This is a genomic window from uncultured Comamonas sp., assembly GCF_964277875.1.
GTDB classification, from domain to species: Bacteria; Pseudomonadota; Gammaproteobacteria; order Burkholderiales; family Burkholderiaceae_C; genus Comamonas; species Comamonas sediminis.
The window spans coordinates 139,999-163,888 of record NZ_CAXYJV010000010.1; the positions used below are offsets into that span (position 1 = coordinate 139,999).

At 62.0% G+C, this 23,890-nt stretch carries 19 protein-coding genes; 17 read left to right on the forward strand and 2 right to left on the reverse strand.

Annotated features, from left to right (window positions below; genetic code table 11):
• Window positions 1-16: 16 nt before the first annotated feature.
• From ACHWUQ_RS05450 to ACHWUQ_RS05500, 11 genes are all read left to right on the forward strand, one after another.
• Complete coding sequence (locus ACHWUQ_RS05450; protein WP_394680541.1) at window positions 17-1,339, forward strand: PilN domain-containing protein; 1,323 nt, start codon at window positions 17-19, stop codon at window positions 1,337-1,339.
• Window positions 1,336-1,902, forward strand: coding sequence for a type II secretion system protein GspM (gene gspM, locus ACHWUQ_RS05455; RefSeq protein WP_239810576.1), 567 nt, complete (start codon window positions 1,336-1,338; stop codon window positions 1,900-1,902). Before ACHWUQ_RS05450 ends, gspM begins: the two co-directional genes overlap by 4 nt.
• Window positions 1,899-2,540: a hypothetical protein gene (locus ACHWUQ_RS05460; protein WP_394680542.1), complete on the forward strand. Its 642-nt coding sequence runs from the start codon at window positions 1,899-1,901 to the stop codon at window positions 2,538-2,540. The genes gspM and ACHWUQ_RS05460 overlap by 4 nt, the downstream gene beginning before the upstream one ends.
• Before the next feature lie 43 nt (window positions 2,541-2,583).
• Window positions 2,584-5,025: a type II secretion system secretin GspD gene (gspD, locus tag ACHWUQ_RS05465; RefSeq protein ID WP_394680543.1), complete on the forward strand. Its 2,442-nt coding sequence runs from the start codon at window positions 2,584-2,586 to the stop codon at window positions 5,023-5,025.
• A 27-nt stretch (window positions 5,026-5,052) separates the two neighbouring features.
• Window positions 5,053-5,469 carry a hypothetical protein gene (locus tag ACHWUQ_RS05470; RefSeq protein WP_394680544.1) on the forward strand — a complete coding sequence of 139 codons (417 nt, stop codon included), beginning with the start codon at window positions 5,053-5,055 and terminating at the stop codon, window positions 5,467-5,469.
• Window positions 5,470-5,646: 177 nt separating this feature from the next.
• Complete coding sequence (locus tag ACHWUQ_RS05475) at window positions 5,647-7,167, forward strand: cell surface protein (RefSeq protein ID WP_239810580.1); 1,521 nt, start codon at window positions 5,647-5,649, stop codon at window positions 7,165-7,167.
• 167 nt (window positions 7,168-7,334) lie between these two features.
• Entirely contained in the window at window positions 7,335-8,228 is an 894-nt protein-coding gene (locus ACHWUQ_RS05480) for a peptidylprolyl isomerase (protein ID WP_239810581.1), read from the forward strand.
• Window positions 8,229-8,333: 105 nt separating this feature from the next.
• Window positions 8,334-9,137, forward strand: a complete 804-nt coding sequence (locus ACHWUQ_RS05485; protein ID WP_182325625.1) for an ABC transporter permease — start codon at window positions 8,334-8,336, stop codon at window positions 9,135-9,137.
• Window positions 9,134-10,456 carry an ABC transporter ATP-binding protein gene (locus ACHWUQ_RS05490; protein ID WP_394680545.1) on the forward strand — a complete coding sequence of 441 codons (1,323 nt, stop codon included), beginning with the start codon at window positions 9,134-9,136 and terminating at the stop codon, window positions 10,454-10,456. Before ACHWUQ_RS05485 ends, ACHWUQ_RS05490 begins: the two co-directional genes overlap by 4 nt.
• A gap of 86 nt (window positions 10,457-10,542) precedes the next feature.
• Window positions 10,543-11,439: a class I SAM-dependent methyltransferase gene (locus ACHWUQ_RS05495; protein ID WP_394680546.1), complete on the forward strand. Its 897-nt coding sequence runs from the start codon at window positions 10,543-10,545 to the stop codon at window positions 11,437-11,439.
• Window positions 11,436-12,320: a class I SAM-dependent methyltransferase gene (locus ACHWUQ_RS05500; RefSeq protein ID WP_394680547.1), complete on the forward strand. Its 885-nt coding sequence runs from the start codon at window positions 11,436-11,438 to the stop codon at window positions 12,318-12,320. The genes ACHWUQ_RS05495 and ACHWUQ_RS05500 overlap by 4 nt, the downstream gene beginning before the upstream one ends.
• Window positions 12,321-12,362: 42 nt before the next feature.
• Here ACHWUQ_RS05500 and ACHWUQ_RS05505 read toward each other — a convergent pair whose 3' ends face one another.
• A complete protein-coding gene (locus ACHWUQ_RS05505) occupies window positions 12,363-14,402 on the reverse strand; it encodes a glycosyltransferase family 2 protein (RefSeq protein WP_394680548.1) in 2,040 nt (679 codons plus the stop codon).
• A 63-nt stretch (window positions 14,403-14,465) separates the two neighbouring features.
• Entirely contained in the window at window positions 14,466-18,161 is a 3,696-nt protein-coding gene (locus ACHWUQ_RS05510) for a methyltransferase domain-containing protein (RefSeq protein WP_394680549.1), read from the reverse strand.
• Between the two features lie 81 nt (window positions 18,162-18,242).
• Between ACHWUQ_RS05510 and ACHWUQ_RS05515 the strand changes: the two genes are divergently transcribed.
• From ACHWUQ_RS05515 to ACHWUQ_RS05540, 6 genes are all read left to right on the forward strand, one after another.
• The gene (locus ACHWUQ_RS05515; protein ID WP_394680550.1) at window positions 18,243-19,148 is read left to right on the forward strand and encodes a glycosyltransferase family 2 protein; all 906 of its coding nucleotides are present in this window, start codon (window positions 18,243-18,245) and stop codon (window positions 19,146-19,148) included.
• Between the two features lie 66 nt (window positions 19,149-19,214).
• Complete coding sequence (locus ACHWUQ_RS05520; RefSeq protein WP_394680551.1) at window positions 19,215-20,006, forward strand: glycosyltransferase family 2 protein; 792 nt, start codon at window positions 19,215-19,217, stop codon at window positions 20,004-20,006.
• On the forward strand, window positions 20,006-21,106 hold the full coding sequence (locus ACHWUQ_RS05525; protein WP_312528888.1) for a glycosyltransferase: 1,101 nt from the start codon (window positions 20,006-20,008) through the stop codon (window positions 21,104-21,106). The genes ACHWUQ_RS05520 and ACHWUQ_RS05525 overlap by 1 nt, the downstream gene beginning before the upstream one ends.
• A gap of 73 nt (window positions 21,107-21,179) precedes the next feature.
• On the forward strand, window positions 21,180-22,073 hold the full coding sequence (argB, locus tag ACHWUQ_RS05530) for an acetylglutamate kinase (RefSeq protein ID WP_239810590.1): 894 nt from the start codon (window positions 21,180-21,182) through the stop codon (window positions 22,071-22,073).
• A 200-nt stretch (window positions 22,074-22,273) separates the two neighbouring features.
• Complete coding sequence (gene slmA / locus ACHWUQ_RS05535) at window positions 22,274-22,954, forward strand: nucleoid occlusion factor SlmA (RefSeq protein WP_239810591.1); 681 nt, start codon at window positions 22,274-22,276, stop codon at window positions 22,952-22,954.
• A 168-nt stretch (window positions 22,955-23,122) separates the two neighbouring features.
• Window positions 23,123-23,863, forward strand: a complete 741-nt coding sequence (locus ACHWUQ_RS05540) for a TetR/AcrR family transcriptional regulator (protein ID WP_312528890.1) — start codon at window positions 23,123-23,125, stop codon at window positions 23,861-23,863.
• Window positions 23,864-23,890: the final 27 nt, after the last annotated feature.

The window sequence follows — 23,890 nt, forward strand, 5'->3', positions numbered from 1 at the left end:
GAAGCAAAGCACCCTTATGGCAATTTCTACTGAATCGCGCTTTTTTGGGCTGGATCTGAACCAGCTCAAGGCCGATATTTTAAAAACCTGGCGCAGGGCGCCGCAGTGGCCGCCGCTGTCATGGCTGCGGCCCGCGCAAATGCTGCGGCTGGTACCTGCAGAGGGCGTCCCTACCGTGGTGTGGGAAAGCGGCGAGCCGGTGCTTAAACCTGGGCGTGAGCCTGTGTTTTGGGCGTTGGAACTGCCCGAGCACATGGTGCTGCGCAAGACAGTGGCCCTGCCTGCACTGGATCCTCAGGATTGCGCCAGCGCTGCTGAATTGGAAGTGCAGGCGATCAGCCCTTTTGCTGCCGATGATCTTCTCTGGGGCTATACCGAGTTGAGCCGCAGCAGCAAGGCGGTCAAATTGCTGGTGGTGCTGGCTTCCCGAGCGCAGACCGAGCCCTATCTGCAGGCGCAGGTGGCCCAGCAACTGCATCTGCAGACGCTCAAGGGCCAATCCAAGGCCGAGTCGTTGGAGCAGCCCGAAGTCTGGGTGTTTGCACCGGAACGCAGGCCGGTGGTGTTCCAGGGCTTTGGTGAGCAAGCCCGTTATGCACTGGGTCGCAAGCGGCTGTGGTGGAATGTCGCTGGGGTGGCGCTTGCTGTGCTGCTGCTCGCTGCGATTGCCGCTACTCCTACTGCACAGTTGCGAATGCGTGCGATTGAGGCCACCCATGCCTATGAGGGTATGGCCGCTAAGACCGCCGATGTAGTCGCCAAACGCGATACGCTGATTCAGAGTGCCGACAAGGTCGCTGGTCTGTCAGAGCTGTTGGCCGAGCGCATTGATGGGGTCCAGGTGCTCAGCATGCTGACCAATGTGTTGCCTGACGATACGGCCTTGCAATCAGCGCGTATCCAGGGCAGCAAGGTGACGATCTCCGGCTTGACTGAGAATGCCTCGGCCCTGATGCAAAAGCTCAGCAACCAAGAGGGCGTCAAGGATGTGCGTGCACCCAGTGCTGCTACCCGCATGGGTGGCGGTAATAAAGAGAGTTTCACCATCGAGCTGGGTTTGGATGCCAAGGTTTTTGGCCCTAAGACGGTAGTGGAAGCTGCCGCTAAACCGCAGCCTGTAGAGCCTGCTGCTGGTGCGCCCGTTGGCGCGGATGCACCTCCAGCCCCCGTTGCCCCTGCGCCTGTTCCTGCCGCCGCCGGTGCCCCGGCAGCAGGTGCCGTCCCGGATTCTGCCCCACGCCCTGCGTCCCGAGCCACATTGGGTGGCAGTACGAAGCCGAGAGCCAGTTTGGGAGGATCCGTAACCCCTCCCGCTGAAGCTGGAGGGAAACAGCCATGATCGTGACCCGTCCCAACCGCAAAGAACTGCTGATCCTGGTCGCCACTGCATTGCTGGTGCTGCTGCCTTTGATCGGTCTTGGCACTTATGTCGCCAGCAAGCACCTTTGGGCGCAGGCCCGCCTATCGGAGTTTGAACCCCGTTATGCGCGACTGCGTGGCCTGGATCTGCAGCGCGAGGAGATCGACCAGTCGCTGGAACGTGCCCTGCAGATCCGCGCCGAGTATATTTACCCCGCGAACCAGGATGTGGCACAGACGGGCAACGCGGTGCAACAGAAGGTGCGTAGCCTTCTGACCACGGCAGGGTTGACTGTGGTGAGCAGCCAGGTGCTGCCTGCCAAAGAAGAAAAAGGTTTTGACCGCATTCCGTTGTCGGTACGGGCCGAAGGGGATCTGCTTGCAGTGGACAGCGCACTGGCTGTCTTGAATGAGCAACTGCCGGTGATGTTGCTGGCCGACGTGGAAGTCAGAAACCAGGGCACTTTGCAAGTGATGAATGACAAGATGGCGCCTCGTCTGAGTCTCCAGATGACCTTGAGCGTGTTGAGGGAGCGTCCATGAAGCGCTATATAAGTGTCATTCTGATAGCTGCCAATATGGTGTTGGCGCTGGCTTTGGTCTGGATGTGGCTCAGTCCAAGTGGCGGGTTGAAAAATACCCATTGGGCGATGCCCCGAGGCCAGAAGTCCAACCTGGATGGTATCGTGCCCCATTTGGGCAAGGCGCAGCCGATGGATCACAGCCAGTTTTTGGCGATGCTGGACCGTCCCTTGTTCTCCCCCACCCGCCGCCCGCCGCCTCCGCCTCCGGTAGCGGCCGCAGAAGCACCGCCCCCGCCTCCCGACTATCTGGCGGACGCGGTGCTGAGTGGTGTCTATATCAGCGAGGATGGCAAGACCGGCGGGATCATTATCAAGTTCCAGGGCAAGGACAAATCCTTGCCATTGCAGGGCTTGCTCGATGGCTGGACCCTGAGTTCGGTAGCGGAAAACCGGGTGTATTTCACCCGCGCTGGCGTGACCAAGGAAATTGCCTTGCAAAAAGGCAAGCTGCAGCAAGGCTTCGGTCCCGCGACAGAGACCAATGTGCCGCAAAGAGCTATGCCCGCCCAAATCGGGCAGCCGCCTGCAGGCGCCGATACACTCCCACCGCGTCGCCGTGCAAGCCTCGGCGGCTCTACCGCTGCCCAGCGCCCCTGAGCGTGGCAATCTCTATAAATAGATAGATCCTAGGGTTAGAACCATGAAGTCTCCCGTATTTTTCAACACGGCGCTGGTAGTTGCACTGGGCCAGATCGGCATGCTGCTGCCGGCGCAGGCGCAAACTGCAGCACCGCTGCCTGCGGCACAGCCTGCAGCCCAAGTGGCTGCTCAGCCGCCTGTGCTGCAGGCGCCCAATATCCTGATCTCCCCCAAGATGGGTAGTGATGAGGAAGAGCAATCGACCGAGCCGCGTGTGATGCGCGGCACCGATAAGCTGCTGAATATTGACAAGTCCACACCTATCACCGGTGGCGCGCCGGTCAGCTTCCGTTTCGAGGAAGCACCAGTCGCCGAGGTGGTTCGCACGGTGATGGGCGATATTCTGAAGATCGACTATGTGATGCACCCGCCGCTGCAGGGCACGGTGACTTTGACGACGCCCAAGCCGATCGATCCGGACAAGGCCGTCTTTCTGCTGGAAGCGGCGCTGCAGGCCAATGGTCTGGCGATGGTGCGCGATGCCCGCGGCACCTACCAGGTCGGCAAGCCCGAGGTGCTGCGCAGCCTGGTCGGCAATGTGCGCATCGCTGGTGCGCCGGGCAGCATGGCACCGGGCTACGGTGTGATCGTGGTGCCGCTGCAATACATTGGCGCCACCGAGATGTCCAACATCCTCAAGCCCATCATTCCGGCCGAAGCGTTGATCAAGGTCGATACCGTGCGCAACGTGCTGATCATGCAGGGTACGCGCACCCAGTCCGAAGGCTGGATGGAGATGGTCAAGACTTTTGACGTGGACCTGCTCAAGGGGATGTCGGTAGGCATCTACCCGCTGAAGCACGCCTCGATCGAAGAAGTCAGTGCGGCGCTGCAAATGGTCAATGGTGGCGGCGGCCAGGCGGCGCAAGGGCAGGGCGCTGCAGCGTCGGCGGGTATTGCGGGTGGAGCGGCCAGCGCTGCCGCGCAACGCCGTCCCGGCCAGGCAACCGGTGCTGCTGCCAGCGGTAGCGGCAATAACCAACTCAGTGGCAATGCGGCAGCGGCGGCTGCGCTGCTGACCTCGCTGGGCGATTCCAACCCCCTGTTCGGTGCTTTGCGGGTGCTGCCGATCCCGCGCCTCAATGCGCTGATGGTGATCACGCCGCGCGCCTCCTACCTGGATGAGGCAGAGCGCTGGATTCGCCGCCTCGATGTGCCCGGCTACGGGGGCAGCGAGCCTGAACTGTATGTCTACCGCGTACAGAACGGCAATGCCAAGTACCTGGCCCAGGTGCTCAATGGCATCTTTGGTGGCCAGCAAGGTGCCGCCGGCAACATGACTTCCGGCGTAGCGCCCGGGCTGAACGGCGTCAACAACAATAACAACAACCGCTTTGGTGGTGGTTTCAACAGTTTTGGCAGCACCTCCGGTTTCTCCTCCGGGTTTGGCAACAATAATTCCAACCGTTTTGGCAACACCGGCACCGCCCAACAGCAAGGCGGCACGCCAACGATCACTGCCACTGCGATTGGTGATATCCGCGTGGTGGCAGACGAGTTCAACAACACCATCCTGGTTTGGTCCACGGGTTCGCAGTTCCGAAAGATCGAGGCGTCACTCAAGCGCCTGGATGTGGCGCCTATCCAGGTGCTGATTGAGGCCAGCATCATTGAGGTGACACTCAATGACAACTTGGCGTACGGTGTGGAGTGGTTGTTCCGTAACAGCGGCATCGGAGGGCGCAATTTCTCGGGCACCGGCAGCCTTGGCACGTTGAACAACACGACCACTAGCCCTATTGCTGCGGCAGCGGGCAACTTTACCTATTCGCTGTTCAACAGTGGTGGTGATCTCGCGGCTCGCTTGAGTGCCGTCGCGGGGCAGGGGCAAGTGAAGATGCTGTCCAGCCCTTCGGTGATGGTGATGGACAACCACCCCGCCTCCATTTCGGTGGGCGAGCAAATTCCGGTCAAGGTCAGCAGCACCATCACGTCGACCAGCTTTCTGTCAGACAACTACCAGCTCAAGGACACCGGGGTGATCTTGAATGTCACGCCTTCCGTCAACTCCGGCAATATGGTCAGTTTGCAGATCGACCAGTCGGTGATCGATGACGCGGGTCTCGATGCCGCATCGCAGCAGACCAAATTCTCCAACCGCCAATTGACCAGCAAGCTGGCCGTGCGCTCGGGTGAATCAATCGTGATGGGCGGCTTGATCAGAGACCGTACTGAAAATAATGACTCTGGCATTCCTTTGCTGAAAGACATTCCGATCATCGGAAAAGCCTTCAGCACCACCAACAGAAACTCAAGACGCACGGAACTTTTGCTCGTGATGACACCTCGTGTGGTGCGTACTGATGTGGATGTGCGCGAAGTCAGTGAGGAGCTGCGTGACCGCCTGCGCGGCTTGAACGATGATGATCTGCTGATGCGTGCCAACAATGCCCCCGCCCCTGCATCCCGTGTTGCCCCGGTGCAACCGGTGCAAGCGCAGTAAAGAACTATGTTGTAGAGATACTGAAAAATGACTTCTAACCTGATGATCCAATCCGCGAAAGCTTTGTTTGCAATCGGTGCTGCCGCTTCACTGGTGGCTTGCGCCAGCTTTCAGCCAGATCCCCCCGAGCAAGCTGTTATGAAGCGCGCGCAAGCCTATTGGGATGCAAGGCTTCAAGGTGATGCAGAAAAGACCCGCAGCTATATGAATGAGGCTTTTCGCCTTGCGGTGGATGACAAGCGATTCGCCCGAAACTACATGGCGACTTTTGCTGTAGCCGCTAAGGTACAGAAGGCCACCTGTGAACCTGAAAAGTGCGAGGTGGGCGTGAATTTGAGCGTCAATCCTCCGATTCCCGGTCGAAAAATGGGTACCATTGACATGTATTCGAAGCAAACTTGGTTGCTCGAAGACGGTCGGTGGAACCTCTACCAGGCACCTTGATGCTGACAGGGGTGCGCGCGAGCCACTGTGCATGGTTGGTTGTTGTAAATTCTCAACAATCGACTAAAAAAAACAGGCTGCTAGCTTTGCATACCCCGTGAGCGCTATGCTATTATTTCTTAGCGTAAACAATCGTGGTAGTTGCGCTGACTAACTTTTTTTAACTGGAGTGTGTTTATGAAGAAAAATGTTCTGGCACTGAGCATTGCTGCCATGATTGGTGGTTTTGCAGGCGCCGCTTCTGCTCAAGTGTTCCCTAACACCGGCATGACCCCCGCTACCGCTGCCACTCTGGAGCAGAGCGAAGGTGGCGCTGGCCACATCCTGGTGGTGCCTTACTTCACCTCGCAAAACGACAACATGTCCGTGTTCCACGTGGTGAACACTGACACCGTCAACGGCAAGGCTCTGAAGGTTCGTTTCCGTGGCGCTGCCAACTCTGACGATATCTTGGACTTCACCGTGTTCCTGTCGCCTGGCGACGTGTGGACTGGTTCGGTGCAAGGCAACGAGCAAGGCTCTACCTTCCTGACGAACGACAAGAGCTGCACCTTGCCTGACATCCGTGGTCAGCAAGTTCAATTCGTGACCGACCGTCTGCCATCTGATGCAACCGCTGCTCAGACCAAGGAAGGCTACGTTGAAATCCTGAACATGGCTGACATCAAGCCTAGCACTGATGAAAAGTCCATCTACTTTGCTACCAAGCACAAGAACGGCGTTGCACCTTGCACGTCTGAAGTTCTGGACCAAACTCTGAACATCAACCCGCTGAGCACCACCAGCGTGGCCGCAGCTTCTGCTCTGGGCTTCGATACCCCATCGGGTAAGCTGACTGCTGACTGGTACATCCTGAACGTGAACCAAACTACCACGTTCTCCGGTGCTGCTACCGCTATCGCTGCTACCGGTGGCAATGGCCGCGGTAACTTCGTGCTGTTCCCACAAGACGAAACCAACTCCGCAGCTACTTCGGGCAATGCAGCTTCGCTGACCGCTGACCCACTGCTGAAGGGCAACATCGTCAAGCCAGTGAACTTCGACTTCCCTGACCTGTCGACCCCTTACCTGGCTACCACTGCCAACCCAGAAGCCCAAGCTTCGCGTCTGACGCAAGCTGTGGCTAACAACGGTGTGTCGAACCAGTTCGCGCTGGACACGCTGATTGCTGCCAAGACCGACTGGGTGCTGTCGATGCCTACCCGCCGTTACAGCGTGGGTGCTGACTACACGAAGAAGCCTACCGATGCAGCTTACCGTGTGTTCAACACCGGCGTGGTGGATCTGGCTTCTGCCCGTTACTTCACGCCAGAAAACACCTACGTGAACACCGCGAATGGCCTGATCTGCGCAAACACCAACGCGTACACCTTCTGGGATCGCGAAGAGACCTCCAAGCGCAACGGCGCTGTGATCTCTCCAAGCACCCTGAAGGGTCTGGACTTCTGCGGCGAAGTGAACGTGCTGTCGTTCAACGACGCAGCTGGTACCTCGGTGCTGGGTGCTTCCGTTGCTCGTACCAACGTGCAAGTTGGTTACGAAAACGGTTGGGGCGCTATCAGCTACACCAAGGCTCTGCCAGTGGTGGGTTCTTCGTTCATCAAGCTGATGAACAGCGGTGGCGCAGCTAACGGCTTCAGCGGTACCTACGGTATCACCTGGCCTCACCGTTTCGCCAAGCCAGTGGCTGCTCAGTAAATCTAGCGATAAGCTAAAGTTCTAGCCTAGACCGAAGGACAGAGAGTGATCTCTGTCCTTTTTTTCTTTTTGGATGATGCCGGATGCCCGTGCTTTTCGCTGGGGTTCATCCATGAATGATTCGCATAGCTTTGCTATGCTGCTTCTTTTGAGCTGAGGAATGCTAGATGCGTAGTTGGTTGACATCTCTTGGAGCGGCAGCGGTACTCGGAGCCAGCAGTGTGGCCGTCATGGCACAGGCGGCAGATCCGGTGCTGATCGAAGGTCATGGTGTTGCAGTTCGTGAGAGTGACATCTTGAGCGATGCCAAGCGTATGCCGGAAGAAATGCGAGCCTCGTTCTTGGCCCGCAAGGAAAGCGTGGCCCAGATGGCTGATGCGATCTATGTTCGCCGGGTGTTGGCCTTGCGAGCGAGCCAGGAGCAGATGGACAAGCAGCCCGAGACAGCGGCGGCTGTCAGAATTGCGACGGACAAGGTGCTGTCAGACGCATACCTGGTGAAATTCGACAAGGACCATACACCTGATCAGAAGGTGGTCGATGCGCAAGTGAGCGCAGCTTACCTGGTCAACAAAGATAAGTACCAAGCGCCTGAGCAGGCGCATGTAGCGCATATCTTGATTGCCAACCAGGACGATGCAAAGGCCAAGGCACAGATCGAGAAGCTGCGCCAAGAAGCGGCCTCCGGTGCCGATTTCGCCCAACTCGCCAAGACCAATTCCTCCGATGCAGGCTCGGCGCTCAAAGGCGGTGATCTGGGCCTGATACCCCGGGGTCAAACCGCTCCTGAATTTGAAACCGCTGCGTTTGCGCTCAGCAAGCCGGGCGAACTGAGCCCCGTAATCAAGACGCAGTTCGGCTACCACATCATCAAGCTGATCGAGAAGAAGCCTGCGCGTACGATGTCGTTGGAAGAGGTGAAGCCGCAACTGGAGAAGCAATTTGTCCAGCAGGCGATCCAGCAGGCGCGCAAGGCTGAGATTGAAAAGATCAACGAGAAGACCAAGGCCGACTCCGCCAATCTGGAGGCATTCTCTGCCAAGTTCGCGGCGCAAAAATAATAGCCTTTGTTAAGGCAAGCAACAAAAGAGGAGGCCAGGCCTCCTCGACTTGTTTATGTCATGCCTGATAGGCTCGGCTCGCTCACAGATAGGCTCTCCCCATCCATGCTGGATTCCTTGATAAAAAATACCCGCGAACTGGTCGCCAGTCGCGCCCTGGTCGGCGTGATGACCCGCCGAGAGGTCGCTGCACGCCATGCGGGCACTGCGCTGGGCGTCATCTGGCCCTATCTCCAGCCGCTGCTGTCCGTTGCGGCTTATTACCTCGTGTTCGACATCGTGTTCGCGATGCGCCTGGGTGAGGGCGCATCCAGCCATGCGGTGGGTACCTTTCTGATTGTGGGGGCGCTGCCCTGGATGGCGTTTTGCGATGCGGTCTCGCGCGGCATGGGCAGCCTGCTGGAGGCAGGATCCATCTTGCAGAAGAACCCGCTGCCGCCGGTGCTGTTCCCGGTGCGATCGGTGTTGGCCAGCTCCTGGATCTTTGGTCCGCTGATGCTGTTGCTGGCACTGTGCTACATCCCTGTGCACCATATGCAGTGGGGGGTGTTGGCCTTGCTGCCGCTGATGGCCATGCAGTTGCTGATGACCTTGCTGCTGTCATATGCGCTGGCAATCTTTGCGGCGGCCTTGCGTGATACCGTGCAGCTGGTGGGCTTTATGCTGTCGGTGGGTATCTACCTGACGCCGATCCTGTTTCCGATCACGATGTTTCCGCAGGGCTGGCGCTGGCTGCTGTGGTTGAACCCGATGGCCTCTTATGTCATGGGCTACCAGTCTGCGCTGCTGCAGGGCCAGTGGCCGGAGCTGCAAGTCTGGGTGGTGAGCGCTGTGTGGATTGCAGTGCTTGCCGTGGTGGTGAATGTGCTGGTGCGGCGCAGCCGCGATCAGCTGGTGGACTGGCTATGACGGGCGTGCAGATGGCGAAGACGCAAGAGACCGCGGCCGTGCTGGTGGTCAAGAACCTGGGCAAGGAATACAAGCTGTATGACTCCCCACGCCAGCGTGTGAAGGCGCTGCTGACGGGGCGGGCCATGCACCGCAGCCACTGGGCGCTGCGCGATGTCAGCTTCAGCCTGGCGCGCGGCCAATGCATTGGTGTAGTGGGTGACAACGGGGCTGGCAAGAGCTCGTTGCTCAAATTGCTGGCAGGCACGATGCAACCCTCGGCCGGCACCATTGAGCGCTCCGGCCGCATCACCGCCATTTTGGAGCTGGGCGCGGGTTTCCACCCTGATTTCAGCGGCCGCGACAACCTGTATTTTGCCGGCAGCCTGATTGGCATCAGCCATGAGGAGATGCGCAAGCTGGAGCCGGAGATCATTGCCTTCTCCGAGCTGCAGGATGCGATCGACCGGCCGGTCAAAACCTATTCCTCGGGCATGAATGTGCGCCTGGCCTTTGCGCTGGTCACCGCCGTGCAGCCCGATGTGCTGATCGTCGACGAAGCGCTGGCCGTCGGTGACCAGAGCTTTCAGAAGAAATGCATCGAGCGCATTCTGGACTTTCGCCAGAAGGGCTGCACCATCCTCTTTTGCTCGCACAGTCCCTACCATATTCGCCATCTCTGCGATGCTGCGCTGTGGCTGGAGCAGGGCCAGGTGCAGATGTTTGGCGAGACCGAGGCGGTGCTGGCGGCCTACGATGTGCGCACGCGCCAGAAGCAGGACGAGAAGGACCGGCAGCAGTGGGGGGATGACGCGGCAGTTGCTGCGCCAGCTGCCCTGGCCGATGTGGCTGCAGCGGCGATCGCCACAGAGCCTGTCGATCCGCTGGCCGAGCCCTATGCCGTGGAGCCGCCGAACCTGCCCAAATCCGAAGAGGCTGGCAACGCCTGCATTCTGTCGGTGGATATTGCCAACCTGAGCCCGGGCGAGCCTCCGGTGTTGCAAGGCCAGGACCTGGTCGTCACCATCAAGGCGCGCGGCAATGGGGCCGAGCGGCCCAATATCGGCTTCATGATCGAGCAGAACCGGGGCGTGGGCATTGCCTGCCTGGCCACGCACGAAGAGGGCGCTGTGCCCATGCAGTTGCCCGATGGCAGCTGGCAGTCGGTGCTGAGCTTTCCGGACCTGCCTTTGCACAGCGGTGACTATGTGGTCAGCGCCTTTTTGTTCGATGGCTCGGGTCTGGCGGTTTACGACCAATGGTTCCAGTACACCGTCTTCCGCTTTATCTACCCCAAGCCGCTGCCTGGACTGGTACGATTGCCCCACCATTGGAGCTGAGGCTGCGCGCAAGCGCGTGCACCGCTTGAACCCCAGGAAACGAGCGCGCCAGCGTCTGCGCTGGCGTGCCCACCGCCCCCAGATTTATGACCACGAATTCTCCCTCTGCGACCAGCCAGGGCCAGCAGTTGCTGGCCGAAGCCCAGCTGATGCTGGCCAATGGCAATTTTGAAGCGGCCTCGGGCCTGCTGCTGCGTGCCCGTGCCGAAAAGGACGTGATGCTGGCAGCGCATGCGCTGATCGAGCAGCATGGGCTGACCGGCTCGTTCCGCAACATCATGGGGCTGGACTGCAGCATCTCCACGGCCGATGATATTTTTGGCTTCTTTGCTGGCCACCCCAGCAGCAACAACCCGCTGCGCGATTATCTGGCCGATGGCTGGCGCACCCTGGCCGAGCTGATGACGGTGATGGAACGGGTCGGTCAGCCGCTGGTGCAGAGCCAGCATTTTCTGGAGTTTGCCAGCGGCCATGGCCGCTTCACCCGCCACCTGGCCCACCTGCTGGGCCCTGACAAAGTGACGGTGTCGGATGTGGTGCCTGATGCGGTGGACTTCGCGCAGCGCACCTTTGGTGTGCAGGGCTTCGTTTCGGCCAGCGTGCCTGAGCAACTGGTGGCCCCGCGCCAGTACGACACGGTCTTTGTGCTGTCGCTGTTCAGCCATCTGCCGCGCAGCACCTGGGGCCGTTGGCTGCAGGTGTTGTACAGCCTGGTGTCTCCGGGTGGCATTCTGGTGTTCAGCACGCACGGCATCAAGGCGGCCCGGTTTGACAGCGTGCCGCTCGATGACGAGGGCTTTTTCTTTGCGCCGTCGAGCGAATCGAACGCCATCGATCCGAACGAGTACGGCACGGCCTTTACGACGGAAGCCTTTGTGCGCGCGCGCATTTCCGAGACCGTGGGCGCCGACAAGCTCGAATATTTCTCCCCCGTGCAGTTCTGGAACCACCAGGACGTGTACGTGCTGCGAAAGCCCTCATGAACCGCGGAAACCGTATGCGCCGCCTGGCGCAATTGCGTGAAAAGCTGCTGGGCCTGCCCGCGTTTGACGACAGCCGGATCACTGACGAGTGGTTCCGCTCCCACTTCCACTACGCATCCGATGTGGTGGCGCAGTGGCTCAGCCCGGTGATGGATGTGAGCACCGCCCGCCTGCTGCAGTTTGGCTGCGGCGATGGCATCACCGATCTGGCCCTGGTGCTGCGCCATGGCGCTGCGGCCATCCACGGCGTTGATGTGCGGCAGGAATACGCCAAGCTGCCCCGCATTGCGCAGGAGCAGTTGGGCCTGCAACGCATTCCGGCCGCACTGAGTTTTCAGACGATCACGCCCAGCGCGCCGCTGGCGGGCCAGGCGCCGCTCTACGACGGCATCATGAGCTGGTCCACCTTTGAGCATGTGCAGCGCGACCAGTTGCTGCCCATCCTGAAAGACCTGCTGGCCTGCCTGAAGCCGGGCGGGCATTTCTTCTTGCAGATCGAGCCGCTGTTCTACTCGGCCTTTGGCTCGCACCTGCGCCGCTATGACAGCGTTGCCTGGCACCACCTGCTGGTGGATGAGGATGCGCTCTGGAAGGTGATAGCAGCCTATGACGGTGAACTCAGCCCCGATGAGGTGGACTTTGGCTTTGCCGATTTTGGGCCGGAGGGCTACAAGCGCTTTGTGTTCAAGGAATACCAGGAGCTCAACCGCCTGACCGCCGACGAGCTAGTGGCGCTGGCCAAGGAAGCGGGGTTTACGGTGGCACGCGAAGAGCGCCGCCACTATGAGCCCGAGCCGGTGCCCGAGGTCTTGCTGGCGCCGTACCCGCGCGAGGTACTGACCAACAACGAGATCTTTTTGCTGCTGCAGCGTCCCGTTTGATCATGGGCCGGCAGCCCGTAGAGGGCCACGGCCCGTTTTACGTCAGGCGGCGGGCTGATTGCCTGCCGCAGCCACTGCGTGCTGCAACGGTTCGGAGACACTGGCGCTGTAGCTCAAACGCTGCATGCGCTGGCCCAGGCCGCTGCGGCTGAAGAGGCGGCGGTTGATCGAGGGCTGGCAGTGCAAAGGGGTGCGCACCAGCCAGCAGGTGTGGCGCACTTCAAAAGCGGGGTGGAAGTACGGATCGCCCTGGTCCAGGAAATCGCGCCAGCGGCTGGCGAACAATGCCGAATCCTCGGGGTGCGGGTCATAGCCTTCGGCCTTGCCCCGGGTGATGGATTCATGGTGGATCAATGTGGCTTGCGGGCAGTACAGCACACGCCAGCCCAGCTGCAGGGTGCGCAGGCACAGGTCCACATCGCCAAAGCCCACGGCCAGCTTCTCGTCATAGCCGTCGATGGCATCAAACGCATCCTTGCGCATCAGCAGGCAGGCGGCGGTCACGGCAGATACTTCGTGCGTGCTGACCAGGCGGCCCATGAAGGCGATGTCGACGCGGTCGGGAGGCAGCTTCAAGAACTTGCCATAGTGCTCGGCAATGCCGAAGGCGCCTACGCAGACGCCGGCGTGCTGGATCGACGTGCGGTCGGGGTAGAGCAGCTGCGCGCCCACCATGCCGACGCTCGGGTCCTGGCACTGCGACAGCATGTGCTCCAGCCAGCCGCTCTCCAGCGCCTCGATGTCGTTGTTGCAGAACAGGTAGTGGCTGTAGGGGCGGGTCAGCTGGCGCACGGCCCAGTTGTTGATGGCCGAGAAATTGAAGGGCCCCTGGTAGCGCAGCACGGTGGCAGTGCCCTCTTGCTGCAACTGGGCAAAGTAGTCCAGGCTGGCCTGCTCGGTCGAGTCATGGTCGATCACGATCAGGTCGTAGGCGGCATGCTGCACGGTGGCGCGGATGCTGTCCACGCACTGGCGCACCAGGCTGCCGTAGTTCTTGGTCGGGATGATGATGGCCACACGCTGGCCATCGGCGATCTGGTGCTGCGTCTCAAAGAAGTTGAAGGACACGCCGGCGGCCGAGCGCGCCGCGATGCCGCTGCGGTCCAGATGGCGTTGCAGCACCGCAGTCGAGGTGGCCATCACCTGGGCCATCTTGTCGTGGCCGGCCGAGCCGGTGTGGGTACGCCATTGGTAGAGGAGTTCAGGCAGGTGCACGATGCGGCTGGCCGCCTCGCTGACTCTCAGAATCAGATCGTAGTCCTGCGAAATGCCCAGGGCCTCATCAAAGCCGCCCAGGCTGCGCAGCAACGCCGTGCGAAAGCCCACCATGTGCACGATATAGGGGTGGCTGCGCAGGTATTCGGGCGAGAAGGCCGGGCGGTGGAAGTACTGCAGCACCTGCTTGCCATCAGGGCTGACCAGGACTTCGTCCGAGTACAGCATGTCCGGGTCATCGGCCATGACGCTTTGGACGACGCGGTAGATGGCCTGGGGCTGGAGCAGGTCGTCATGGTCCAGCAGCACCACAAAGGGAGAGGTGGCCAGCGCCAGCGCCCGGTTGCTGGCGTGCGATACGCCATGGTTGCGCTCGCCCAGGTGCAGCTTGATACGGGGCTCCTGCGCGGCCAGTTCTTGCAGCATGCTGCGCACATGGGGCTGGGTGGAGGCATCGTCGGCAATGCACAGTTCCCAGTGCGGGTAGATCTGGGCGCGCACCGAATCGACCATCGCGGTCAACATGGCCGGGTCGGTGTTGTAGGTGGGCACCAAGATCGAGATGCTGACCGGCTGCGTCAAGCTTGCAATTTCGGCGCGCAGCACCGGCAGCACCTCGCTGGCCAAGCGCTGCTGGTAGTCCTGCCAGGCATCGGTGGGGGCGACCGGTACAGTCGGGGCATCAGGGTGGCCCAAGGACAGCAGCTGGTGCTTGAGCATTGGGGTGCCACCGGTGCGCCAGGCGCGCCAGAGCCGGCGGCTGTTGCTGCCCAGTTGGCGGGGATCGGCGGCCAGCAGGTACATGCTGCGGGCCAGCTGGCGCAGCTTGTGGGGCAGCTTGCGCAAGGTAGAGAGAGTGGATGACAAGGAGCGGCTCTTGGTTTTTGTAGCAGGGGTGCTTGATTTGCAAGCACTATCGGGCCATTTTATTTAATGGGGGGATTGGCGCAGGCCCGTCAGGTAATCGTGTCCGTAGCTCCAGGGCTGCAGGTGCTGGGCCTTCAGGTCGACCGCAGCCGCCGGCGCAGGCAGCGGTGGCTGGCCTTCGATGTACTGGCGCTGGCGAATGTCCTGCATCAGCGCCAGCCATTCGTCGGCCGACGTGCTCCAGGGACGCAGCCAGGTCCAGGGGCGGCCAGCCAGACGCTCGGGGAAGGCGCCAATATCGGGCGCGATCACCGGCACGCCGGCCTGAAGGCAGGCGCTCAAGGTGTAGCTATAGGTCTCGGGCCACAGCGCCGGGAACCAGACCACATCGGGCTGCAGGCGCGCCATCAGTGCGGGCAGGTCGGCATCGTCGTAGGGTCCGTGTATGGTCAGGCTGGCATGGGGCTGGGTGCGCATGCGGCGGTGCGGGTAGCCCAGCAGGTGCAGCTCGACTGGCGCTTCGCTCTGGGCAGCAGCCAGTGCCACCGCTTCCATCACATCGCCTCCCTTGGCCAGGCTGACGCCGCCGAGGATGAAAACGCGCAGATGCGCATGGGGCGCCAGCGGTTGTCCCTTGGGCACGGGCAGCGTCGCTGGATCGGGGATGTCATGGTGGGTGACATAGCGCACCGGCGCATCGGGGAAGTAATGGTGCATGCGCAGCGCGGCATCCTTGCTCGGGGCCAGCACATAGCGCGCCTGGTTCAGGAACAGGCGGTGCCGCATGCGCCAGGCATCGATGTACTCGCCAGTGGGCGCGGGCTCGGCCCCCGAACATTGTGGGCACTGGGCCACACCCAGCGCCGCATAGCGCGCATTGTGCGTGGGCTCCATCAGGTTGATCTGCGGGCAGATGGCGTAGTAATCGTGCGCGGTGAAGTCATAGCGCACGCCCAGCAGCTCGGGCAGGCGCATCACTTCCAGGTTCAGGCCCATCAGGTGGTGGAAGTGGATATGGCTCACGCCCAGCTCACGCAGCAGCGCTACCAGTGCTTCCGATTGCGTGGGCCAGTGGAACTCCTCGTCATAGCCCTCGGCCGCATCCAGCCACTGCAGGCGGATGTAGTTGTCTTCCAGCGGCGTCAGGGCCAGTGATACCGCGCGGTCACGCAGGCTGTGGGCCAGCTCCTTGACATGGCGCAGGGTGCCGCCGCCGGCGTTGTGCAACACCATCAGAATGCGCGGCAGCGGGTGCTGGCGCAGGCGGGCCTTGTCGATGGCATTGCGCGCGGCCTGGGCCGGGTTGGCTTTCAAGTGGGCTTGCACCAGGCTGTCGTAAGCGGGATGCAGCTGCAGCAGGGTCTGGTAGGCGGCCTGCTCGCGCGGCGTCTTGCTGTCGCCGAAGCTGACGCCGCCGGTGTGCAGCACCACGCTGTCCAGCGCCAGCAGATGGCGCCAGCCCAGGTCATGGGCGCGCATGCAGAAGTCGTTTTCTTCGCCGTAGCCCTTGCCGAAATGCGCCACATCAAACAGGCCGGTCTGCGCCAGGCAGTCGCGGCGGATGTACATGCAAAAGCCGACGCCGGTGGGCACCTCGACCGTCTGCCCGGCATTGGCGCTGGCAGCCAGATGGTTCAGGCGCAGCAGGTCGGCATCTGCGGGCAACGCATTCTTTTCGCAAAAGCGCGGGTAGCTGCAGATCGTCGCGTTGTTGGACAGCGGCGTGACGCTGCCCACATCTTCTGCGCTGTAGGCCGCCCGGTGCAGGCGGTCCAGCCATTCGTGGGACACCTCCGTGTCGCTGTTGAGCAGCAGCACATCATGGCTGGGGTTCAGCGCCATGCCGCGATTCACGGTGGCCACAAAGCCCAGGTTGCTGTCGTTTTCCAGCAGGTGCACCCGGCTGTCCTGCTGGGCCAGTTCGCGCAGCCAGGCGGTCAGCTCCGGCTCGGGACTGGCGTCATTGATCACCACCAGCTGGCTGTTGGTTTGCGTGGCCGCCTGCAGCACCGACTGCAGACAGCGCTGCGTATCGCCCAGGCCCCGGTACACCGGGACGATGATGTCAACCATGGTCGCGGGCTGGGCTGCTGCCAGCGGGCGCACGGGTTCGGCCAGCGTTTCAGAGGGACTTGCTTCCTCGACCACGATGGCGGGCACCGCCTCATCCTGCGTCTCAGCGCTCACCTCCGCTGCATCGAATGCCTCCACTGCTTGCACAGGCTCGGGCTCGGGCACATGCACGACGGGCGGGGCGGGCGCAGGCCGGCCGCGCAGCCGGGCCTTGGCGCTGGCCAGTTTCTGGCCGACGCGGTAGGCCTCCGAGGCCTCGATATTGCTCAGATGGGTTTGCAGATTGTTGATATGCGTCTGCTGGCCCTGGATGTGCTCCTGCTGCTGGGCAATGGCTTCTTCCAGGTTTTGGCGCTGGTCCTGCATATGGGCCTGCAACTGGCGCAGCTGCGTGTGGGCATCGGCCTGGGCCTGCTGCGCGCGCAACACCTCGGTGTCAGCATGGCGGATGCGGGCCTGCAGTTCCTGGGCGCTATCGGCCAGCGCCGCATAGTCGGCGGACATGGGCCAGCCCAGGCTGACTTCGAGCACCGCACCTTCCGTCTGCAAGCAGTCCTGCAGCAGCGCCGGCGCAATCGGCAGGTGCAGGTGCGGGTCGTCGCCGGTCAGCAACAGCAAGGTGCTGCCCGGCGCGGTGGCGGGGGCCGGCTGCCAGCTGATCTGGCTGTGCGGCACCTGCGTCAGGGCTTCGGGCTGGTCCGCCTGCCAGCGCCAGCGCAGCGCGCCGCTCGCGTCATACAGGCGCACCGCGTGCAGGTGCAAAAAGCCGGGGCGGTCGGCCGGGTCCCAGCGCAAGCTCGGCTGGGCGCCTTCAAAGCGAGGCAGCGCAAAGCGAATGTTCTGCTGCAGCGCGCCGATCTGGCCCTTGGCAATCAGCTTGTGCGACTCGCTGAACTGGCCGGCATCGGCCCAGTACAGGTTGGTGGTGAAGCTGGCATGTGCGGTGTTGGCCTCGCTCTCGATCGCCAGCAGTGCATGGGCCTGGGCGGCGGCGGCATCGCTGCTGGGGCGGATGCTGCAGATGAACTGGTAGGCCAGCGCATCGGGCTGGGCCAGCAGGTAGCGCATCACCGCGGGTGGCAGGCTGTCGGCGGTGGTGCGGGCAAACTCGGATTCGTCGAGCGGGCGATCGACGGTCTCCAGCGATTGCACGCTCCACTGGCCCTCTTTCATCAGCCGCAGCAGCGACTGGCGCGTGAAAAAGCGCAGATGTGTGCGGTCGAGCAGGCCTTCCTCGCGGTAGCGCAGCTCGCCCTGCATCAGCTCCATCACCAGACCGCAGTAGCCGGCGTTGGGGATGGAGACCAGGATTTCCCCGTTCTCGGCCAGCAGATCGCGGCAGTCGGCCAGCAATTGCTCGGGCTGGCGCAGGTGCTCCAGGACATCGGCGCAAACGATATAGTCATACTGACGCCGCGTAAAAGCCTCAGCCAGGTTGATCTGTTCCAGATCCGCCACAGCGAGATCGCGATAATACGGCCTGGCGAGCGCGGCCTCTTCGGCACTGAACGTCACCCCATCCAGGATGCAGGCCTTGTGCTGCTGCAGGTACTGGCCCAGCACACCTGGGCCGCAGCCCAGATCGAGCACACGGGCGCCCGGCTGTATCTTGTTCGCCAGCACGGACAGCGAGCTGCGTTGCTGGAGATCGATGTGGCGGGTGTAGACGTGGTGTTCGCGGGTCATGGATATGGGAATGGATAGGAATTCTGCCGGGATAGGCCTGCACAGGCAGGTGAACAATGAATGACTGACAAGCAAAATCGTGTGGCAATTCTATTGTCTACATTCAATGGCGAACGGTTTCTGCCTGCGCAGCTTGATTCCCTGCTGGCGCAGAGCCATGCAGGTTGCGATATCTGGGTGCGCGACGATGGCTCGAGCGACCAGAGCCTGGCCATTGTCCGGCGCTATGCCAGCATCCATCCGAACATCCATTGCCAGGCAGGGCCGAACCTTGGTTTTGTAGCTAGTTTTTACGAATTATTGCAAAACGTGGGCGCGGGCTATGATTTCTATTTTTTCTGCGACCAGGACGATGTCTGGCTGCCCAGCAAGGTGAGCCGCGCGTTGGCGCTATTGACCGCGGAGCAGGGCGCGGCACTGTACTGCTCGCGCACCCAGTATGTGGACCGTGAGCTGCAGCCCATCGGCCCCTCGCCCGATTATGACCGCAGCGCCATCGGCTGGGGCAATGCGCTGGTGCAGAACATTGCGACCGGTTGCACGATAGCCCTCAACAGTGCGGCGCGCGAGCGCCTGCTGTCCCAGCGCCCGGGCTTTTGCCTGGCGCATGACTGGTGGGCCTACCTGGTGGTATCGGCCTTTGGCCGGGTGGTGTTCGACAGCGAGAGCCACATCCTCTACCGCCAGCATGGCAGCAACACCATCGGCATGCAAAAGCAGGGCCTGGCCGGCCAGTGGGCGCGCGTGCAGCGCTTTTGGCGCCGGCTGCGCCAGGCCGGCCCAGGCTGGATCGACCAGCTGAGCGAGTTTGACCGGCTGCATGGCCCCAGCCTGCCCGATGCCCAGCGCCGCCAGCTGCGCATGCTGATCCGCTCGCGCAGCAGCTGGATCACTGCGCTGCGCGCCTCGGCCCAGCACTATTACTGGCGCATGAGCGCAGTCGACACGCTGATCCTGCGCGTGCTGCTGGCGCTGCGTTTGTACTGAGGCGCGCTGTTACACGTGGACGGCGGGCAGATTTCTGGGCTGACCGCTGATGGATAATGCCCGCTGATGTCCGCCAGCCCCACCTCTCCACTCCCGCCCATCGCCTTGTCCGTGGTCAGCCATGGCCATGGCACGATGGTGCAGCAGCTGCTCGATGCCTTGGCCGTGCATGGCGCGGGCGGCGCAGTTGTCAGCCGTGTGGTGCTGACCTTGAACCTGCCCGAGCCTGCGCCTGTGGCGCCTGCCAGCGGCTGGCCCTTTGTGCTGGAGCTGCGCCACAACACGGTGCCGCAAGGTTTTTCCGCCAACCACAATGCCGCTTTGGCTGGCGCGGCCGAGCCATTGGTCTGCGTGCTGAACCCCGATGTGGACCTGCGCGGCGGCAATCCCTTTCCGGCCCTGGTGCGCGCGCTGCAGCGCCAAGGCGTGGGCCTGGCCTACCCGATGCAGGTGGATGAACATGGCCAGCTGCAGGACAGCGAGCGGGAGCTGCCCACCCCCTGGTCCTTGCTGCGCCGCTATGCAGTCAAACGGCGGGAAACCCGCGCCGAGTGGGTCAATGGCGCGATGTGGCTGCTACCTACCGCAGTCTGGCAGGGCATTGGCGGGCTCAATACCGCGTACTTCATGTACTGCGAGGATGTGGAGCTCTGCCTGCGCCTGCGCCTTGCGGGCTGGACCTTGGCGCGCGCGGATTGTGTGGTGGGCCATGCCGGCCAGCGGGCCAGCCACCGCCGGGCCCGCCATGCTTTGTGGCATATTCGCAGCTTGCTGCGGCTGTGGGCCTCGGCAGTTTTCTGGCGCGCCCGGGCCTTGCTCCGGCGCACCCCCACCGCAGCACTCACGATGACCGAATAATGATTTTCCTGGCAGTGGTCGCTTTTCTCTGTACGCTGATTGGCGCGGGTTTCATCGTGCGCCGCATGCGCGGCCACGCCAAACGCTATGGCAAGGATTTGCCCCAGCGCTTCCACGTCGGCCATATCCCGCGTCTGGGCGGCCTGGCCATGTTCAGCAGCCTGGTGCTGACGGTCGGCGTCGCCGGGGTGCAGAACTGGTGGGGCTACTACGGCAATGCATTGCACTGGAACCAGTGGGTGCTCTACTTCTTCATGGCCATGCTGCCCGCCGTGGCGGGCGGCATTGCCGAGGACATGACCCAGCGCATGACCGTGCGCTACCGCCTGATCCTGACCTTGCTGACCGGCTTGCTGGCCGTCTACCTGCTGGGCATGACGGTGCCGCGCATGGGCCTGGTCTGGATGGACGCGGCACTGAGTGCCGCGCCTTGGCTGGGCATGGCACTGGCCGTGCTGGCGATTGCGGGCCTGCCGCATGCCTTCAACATCATCGATGGCTACAACGGGCTGGCCGGCATGGTGGCGGTCATCATCTGCGCGGCGCTCACCCATGTGGCGCTGCAGCTGGGCGACCGGGAGCTGGCGGCGATCCTGGTGATCACCGCAGCGGCCACCCTGGGCTTCATGTTCTGGAACTACCCCATGGGCCAGCTGTTTGCCGGTGATGGCGGCGCCTATGTCTGGGGCATCGTGATCGCCTTTTGCAGCATCACCCTGGTGCAGCGCCACCCCATCGTCTCACCCTGGTTCCCGATGCTGCTGCTCATCTATCCGGTCTGGGAGACGATGTTCTCCATCTACCGCAAGCTGGCCCGGGGGGACTCGCCGGGCATGGCCGATGCGCTGCACCTGCACCAGCTGATCTACCGCCGTATCGTGCGCAGCGTGCTCGATGAAAATGCCGCACGCCGCATGCTGCGGCGCAATAACCGGACCGCTCCGTATTTGTGGGCGTTCACTATGCTCACCGTGGTGCCGGCGGTCCTGTTCTGGCGCAACACCTATATCCTGATCGGTTTCTGCGCGCTGTTCTGTGTCTCCTACGTCGCTGCCTATCTGGTGATCGTGCGCTTCAAGCTGCCGGGCTGGATTCGCTGATCAGCAGGCAGGCGGCACTTTGGGGCACAATGCGCGTTTTGCATCTTCTCCGCTGCTGTAAAGGCCTGCAACCATGACGACTCCTTCTCTCTCCATTGCCCCGCGCGACAAGGCTGAAATTCTGGCGCAGGCGCTGCCCTACATCCGCAAGTTCCATGGCAAGACCATGGTCATCAAGTACGGCGGCAATGCGATGACCGACCCCGAACTGCAGGCCGACTTTGCCGAAGACGTGGTGCTGCTCAAGCTCGTGGGCATCAACCCTGTGGTGGTGCATGGTGGCGGCCCGCAGATCGAAAATGCGTTGAAGCGCCTGGGCAAGGAAGGCAAGTTCGTGCAGGGCATGCGCGTGACCGACTCCGAGACCATGGAGGTGGTGGAGTGGGTGCTGGCCGGCGAAGTGCAGCAGGACATCGTGGGCCTGATCAACCAGGCCGGCGGCAAGGCCGTCGGTCTGACCGGCCGGGATGGCGGCCTGATCCGCGCCCAGAAGCTCAAGCTCAAGGACAACAAGGATCCATCGGTCGAGCACGATGTGGGCCAGGTCGGCGATATCCTGTCTATCGACCCCAGCGTGGTCAAGGCACTGCAGGACGACGCCTTCATCCCGGTGGTCAGCCCGATCGGTTTTGGCGAGAACAACGAAAGTTACAACATCAATGCCGATGTTGTGGCCAGCAAGCTGGCCACGGTGCTGCAGGCGGAAAAGCTGATGCTGCTGACCAACATTCCCGGTGTGCTCGACAAGCAAGGCCAGTTGCTGACCGAGTTGACCTCGCGCCAGATCGATGAGCTGATCGATGACGGCACCATTTCCGGCGGCATGCTGCCCAAACTGGCCGGCGCCATTGATGCCGCCAAGAGCGGTGTCAATGCGGTGCATATTGTCGATGGCCGCGTTCCACACGCGATGCTGCTCGAAATTCTGACCGATACGGCCTACGGAACAATGATTCGTAGTTATTGATACATTTGATTGCGTAATTGAGTTGCGCATCTGGCAATGCACATGATTTTTATCATTTTTCTGCAGTTCTTTTGCAGTAAGATGTTACAGAGGGCCCAGGGTTGCGCTTGCAACCTGTGAGGCGAGTGCCTTACTTTTATCAATAAAAAATACCTGGCGGTGTTGGGAGACTGCGTCGGGTGCAGCCTCATATTCAACGCATGTCTGATCAAGAATCTTCTTTCGCCGCCGACCTTGTCGATGCGTCGCTAGAAGCCGCTAACCCGGCACCTACCCGTAAACGTCCGAAACCCGGAGAGCGTCGAATCCAGATTCTGCAGACGCTGGCAGCCATGCTGGAGCAGCCCGGCGCAGACCGGATCACCACGGCAGCGCTGGCCGCGCAAATGTCGATCAGCGAAGCGGCTCTGTACCGCCACTTCGCCAGCAAGGCCCAGATGTATGAGGGCCTGATCGAGTTCATCGAGCAGTCCGTCTACAGCCTGGCCGTGCAGATCACCGGCCGCGATGTGCCCGACCCCGCCAAGACCGTGGAGCATGGCATTGCCCAGGCCCACCGCGTGGTGGCCATGGTGCTGCAGTTTGGCGAGCGCAACCCTGGCATGGTGCGTGTGATGCTCGGCGATGCGCTGCAGTCCGAAAACCCCCGCCTGCAGCAGCGCATGCAGCAGTTCTTCGAGCGCATCGAGACCACCTTGCGCCAATGCCTGCGCGTGGTACCCGGCGCTGACGCCTCGGCCACCCCGACGGTGGATGCCAATGTGCGCTCCAGCGTGCTGATGTCGTTCCTGATTGGCCGCCTGCAGCGTTTTGCGCGTTCTGATTTCCGGCGCCTGCCCACCGAGCAGCTCGACAGCTGCCTGTCGTTGATGGCGCACTGACGCCGGCTGACTCCATCGCAAAAGCTGCTGTGCCTGCCCGGGCCAGCAGCTTTTTTCATGGCGGGTCTGCGCATGCCGTGGTTTACCCTTGCTTTGCACGGCAGCGGTTGGCAGCACACTGGGTTTGTGCAAGAATCAAAAAAAGAACGACCGTGCTATTTTTGATTTATGACCAAATCCCTTGCCTCTACACCGGCTCCCGCCGAGATGGCCAAGCTGGCCAAAGGCGCCCAGACGCGTGCTGCGATTGTGGATGCCGCCTTGTCCCTGGCCGCGCAAGAGGGGCTCGATGGCCTGTCGCTGGGCATGGTGGCGCTGGCGATGGGGATGAGCAAGTCCGGCGTGTTTGCCCATTTTGGCTCGCGTGAGGAATTGCAGTGCTCGGTGGTGCGCGAGTACCACGAGCGCTTTGAGCGCGAAATCTTTGTGCCGGCGCTGCAGGTGCCGCGCGGGCTGGCCCGTTTGCTGCACATGGCCACCGGCTGGATGGGCAGCACCGCCCAGCCCAATGACGCCAGCCGCCTCTACGGCAGCCTCTACATCAGTGGCGCGGTCGAGTTCGACGACCGGCCTGGCGATGTGCGCGATGCGCTGTCCGAATCGGTGCGCATCTGGATGGATGCGATGCGCCGGGCGATCGTGCAGTCGCAGACCGAAGGCCAGCTGCGCAGCGATGTAGCGCCCGACCAGGTGCTGTTCGAGCTGCACGGCATCATCTTGTCGCTGCACTACGAAACCCGTTTTCTACACGGCCCGCTGGCGCTAAAGCATGCCGCCACCGCGTTGCGTAGCGTATTGCTGCGCTATGCCGTCCACCCCGAGCGCGAGGCTGCCTTGATCGATGCCGCGCTCGCCCCCTGCCTGGCGGCGCAGCCCGATGCGGCTGCGCCCGCTTCCGTTTCTGTTTGACCTCGTCATTTTTCCAAAGGACTTTCC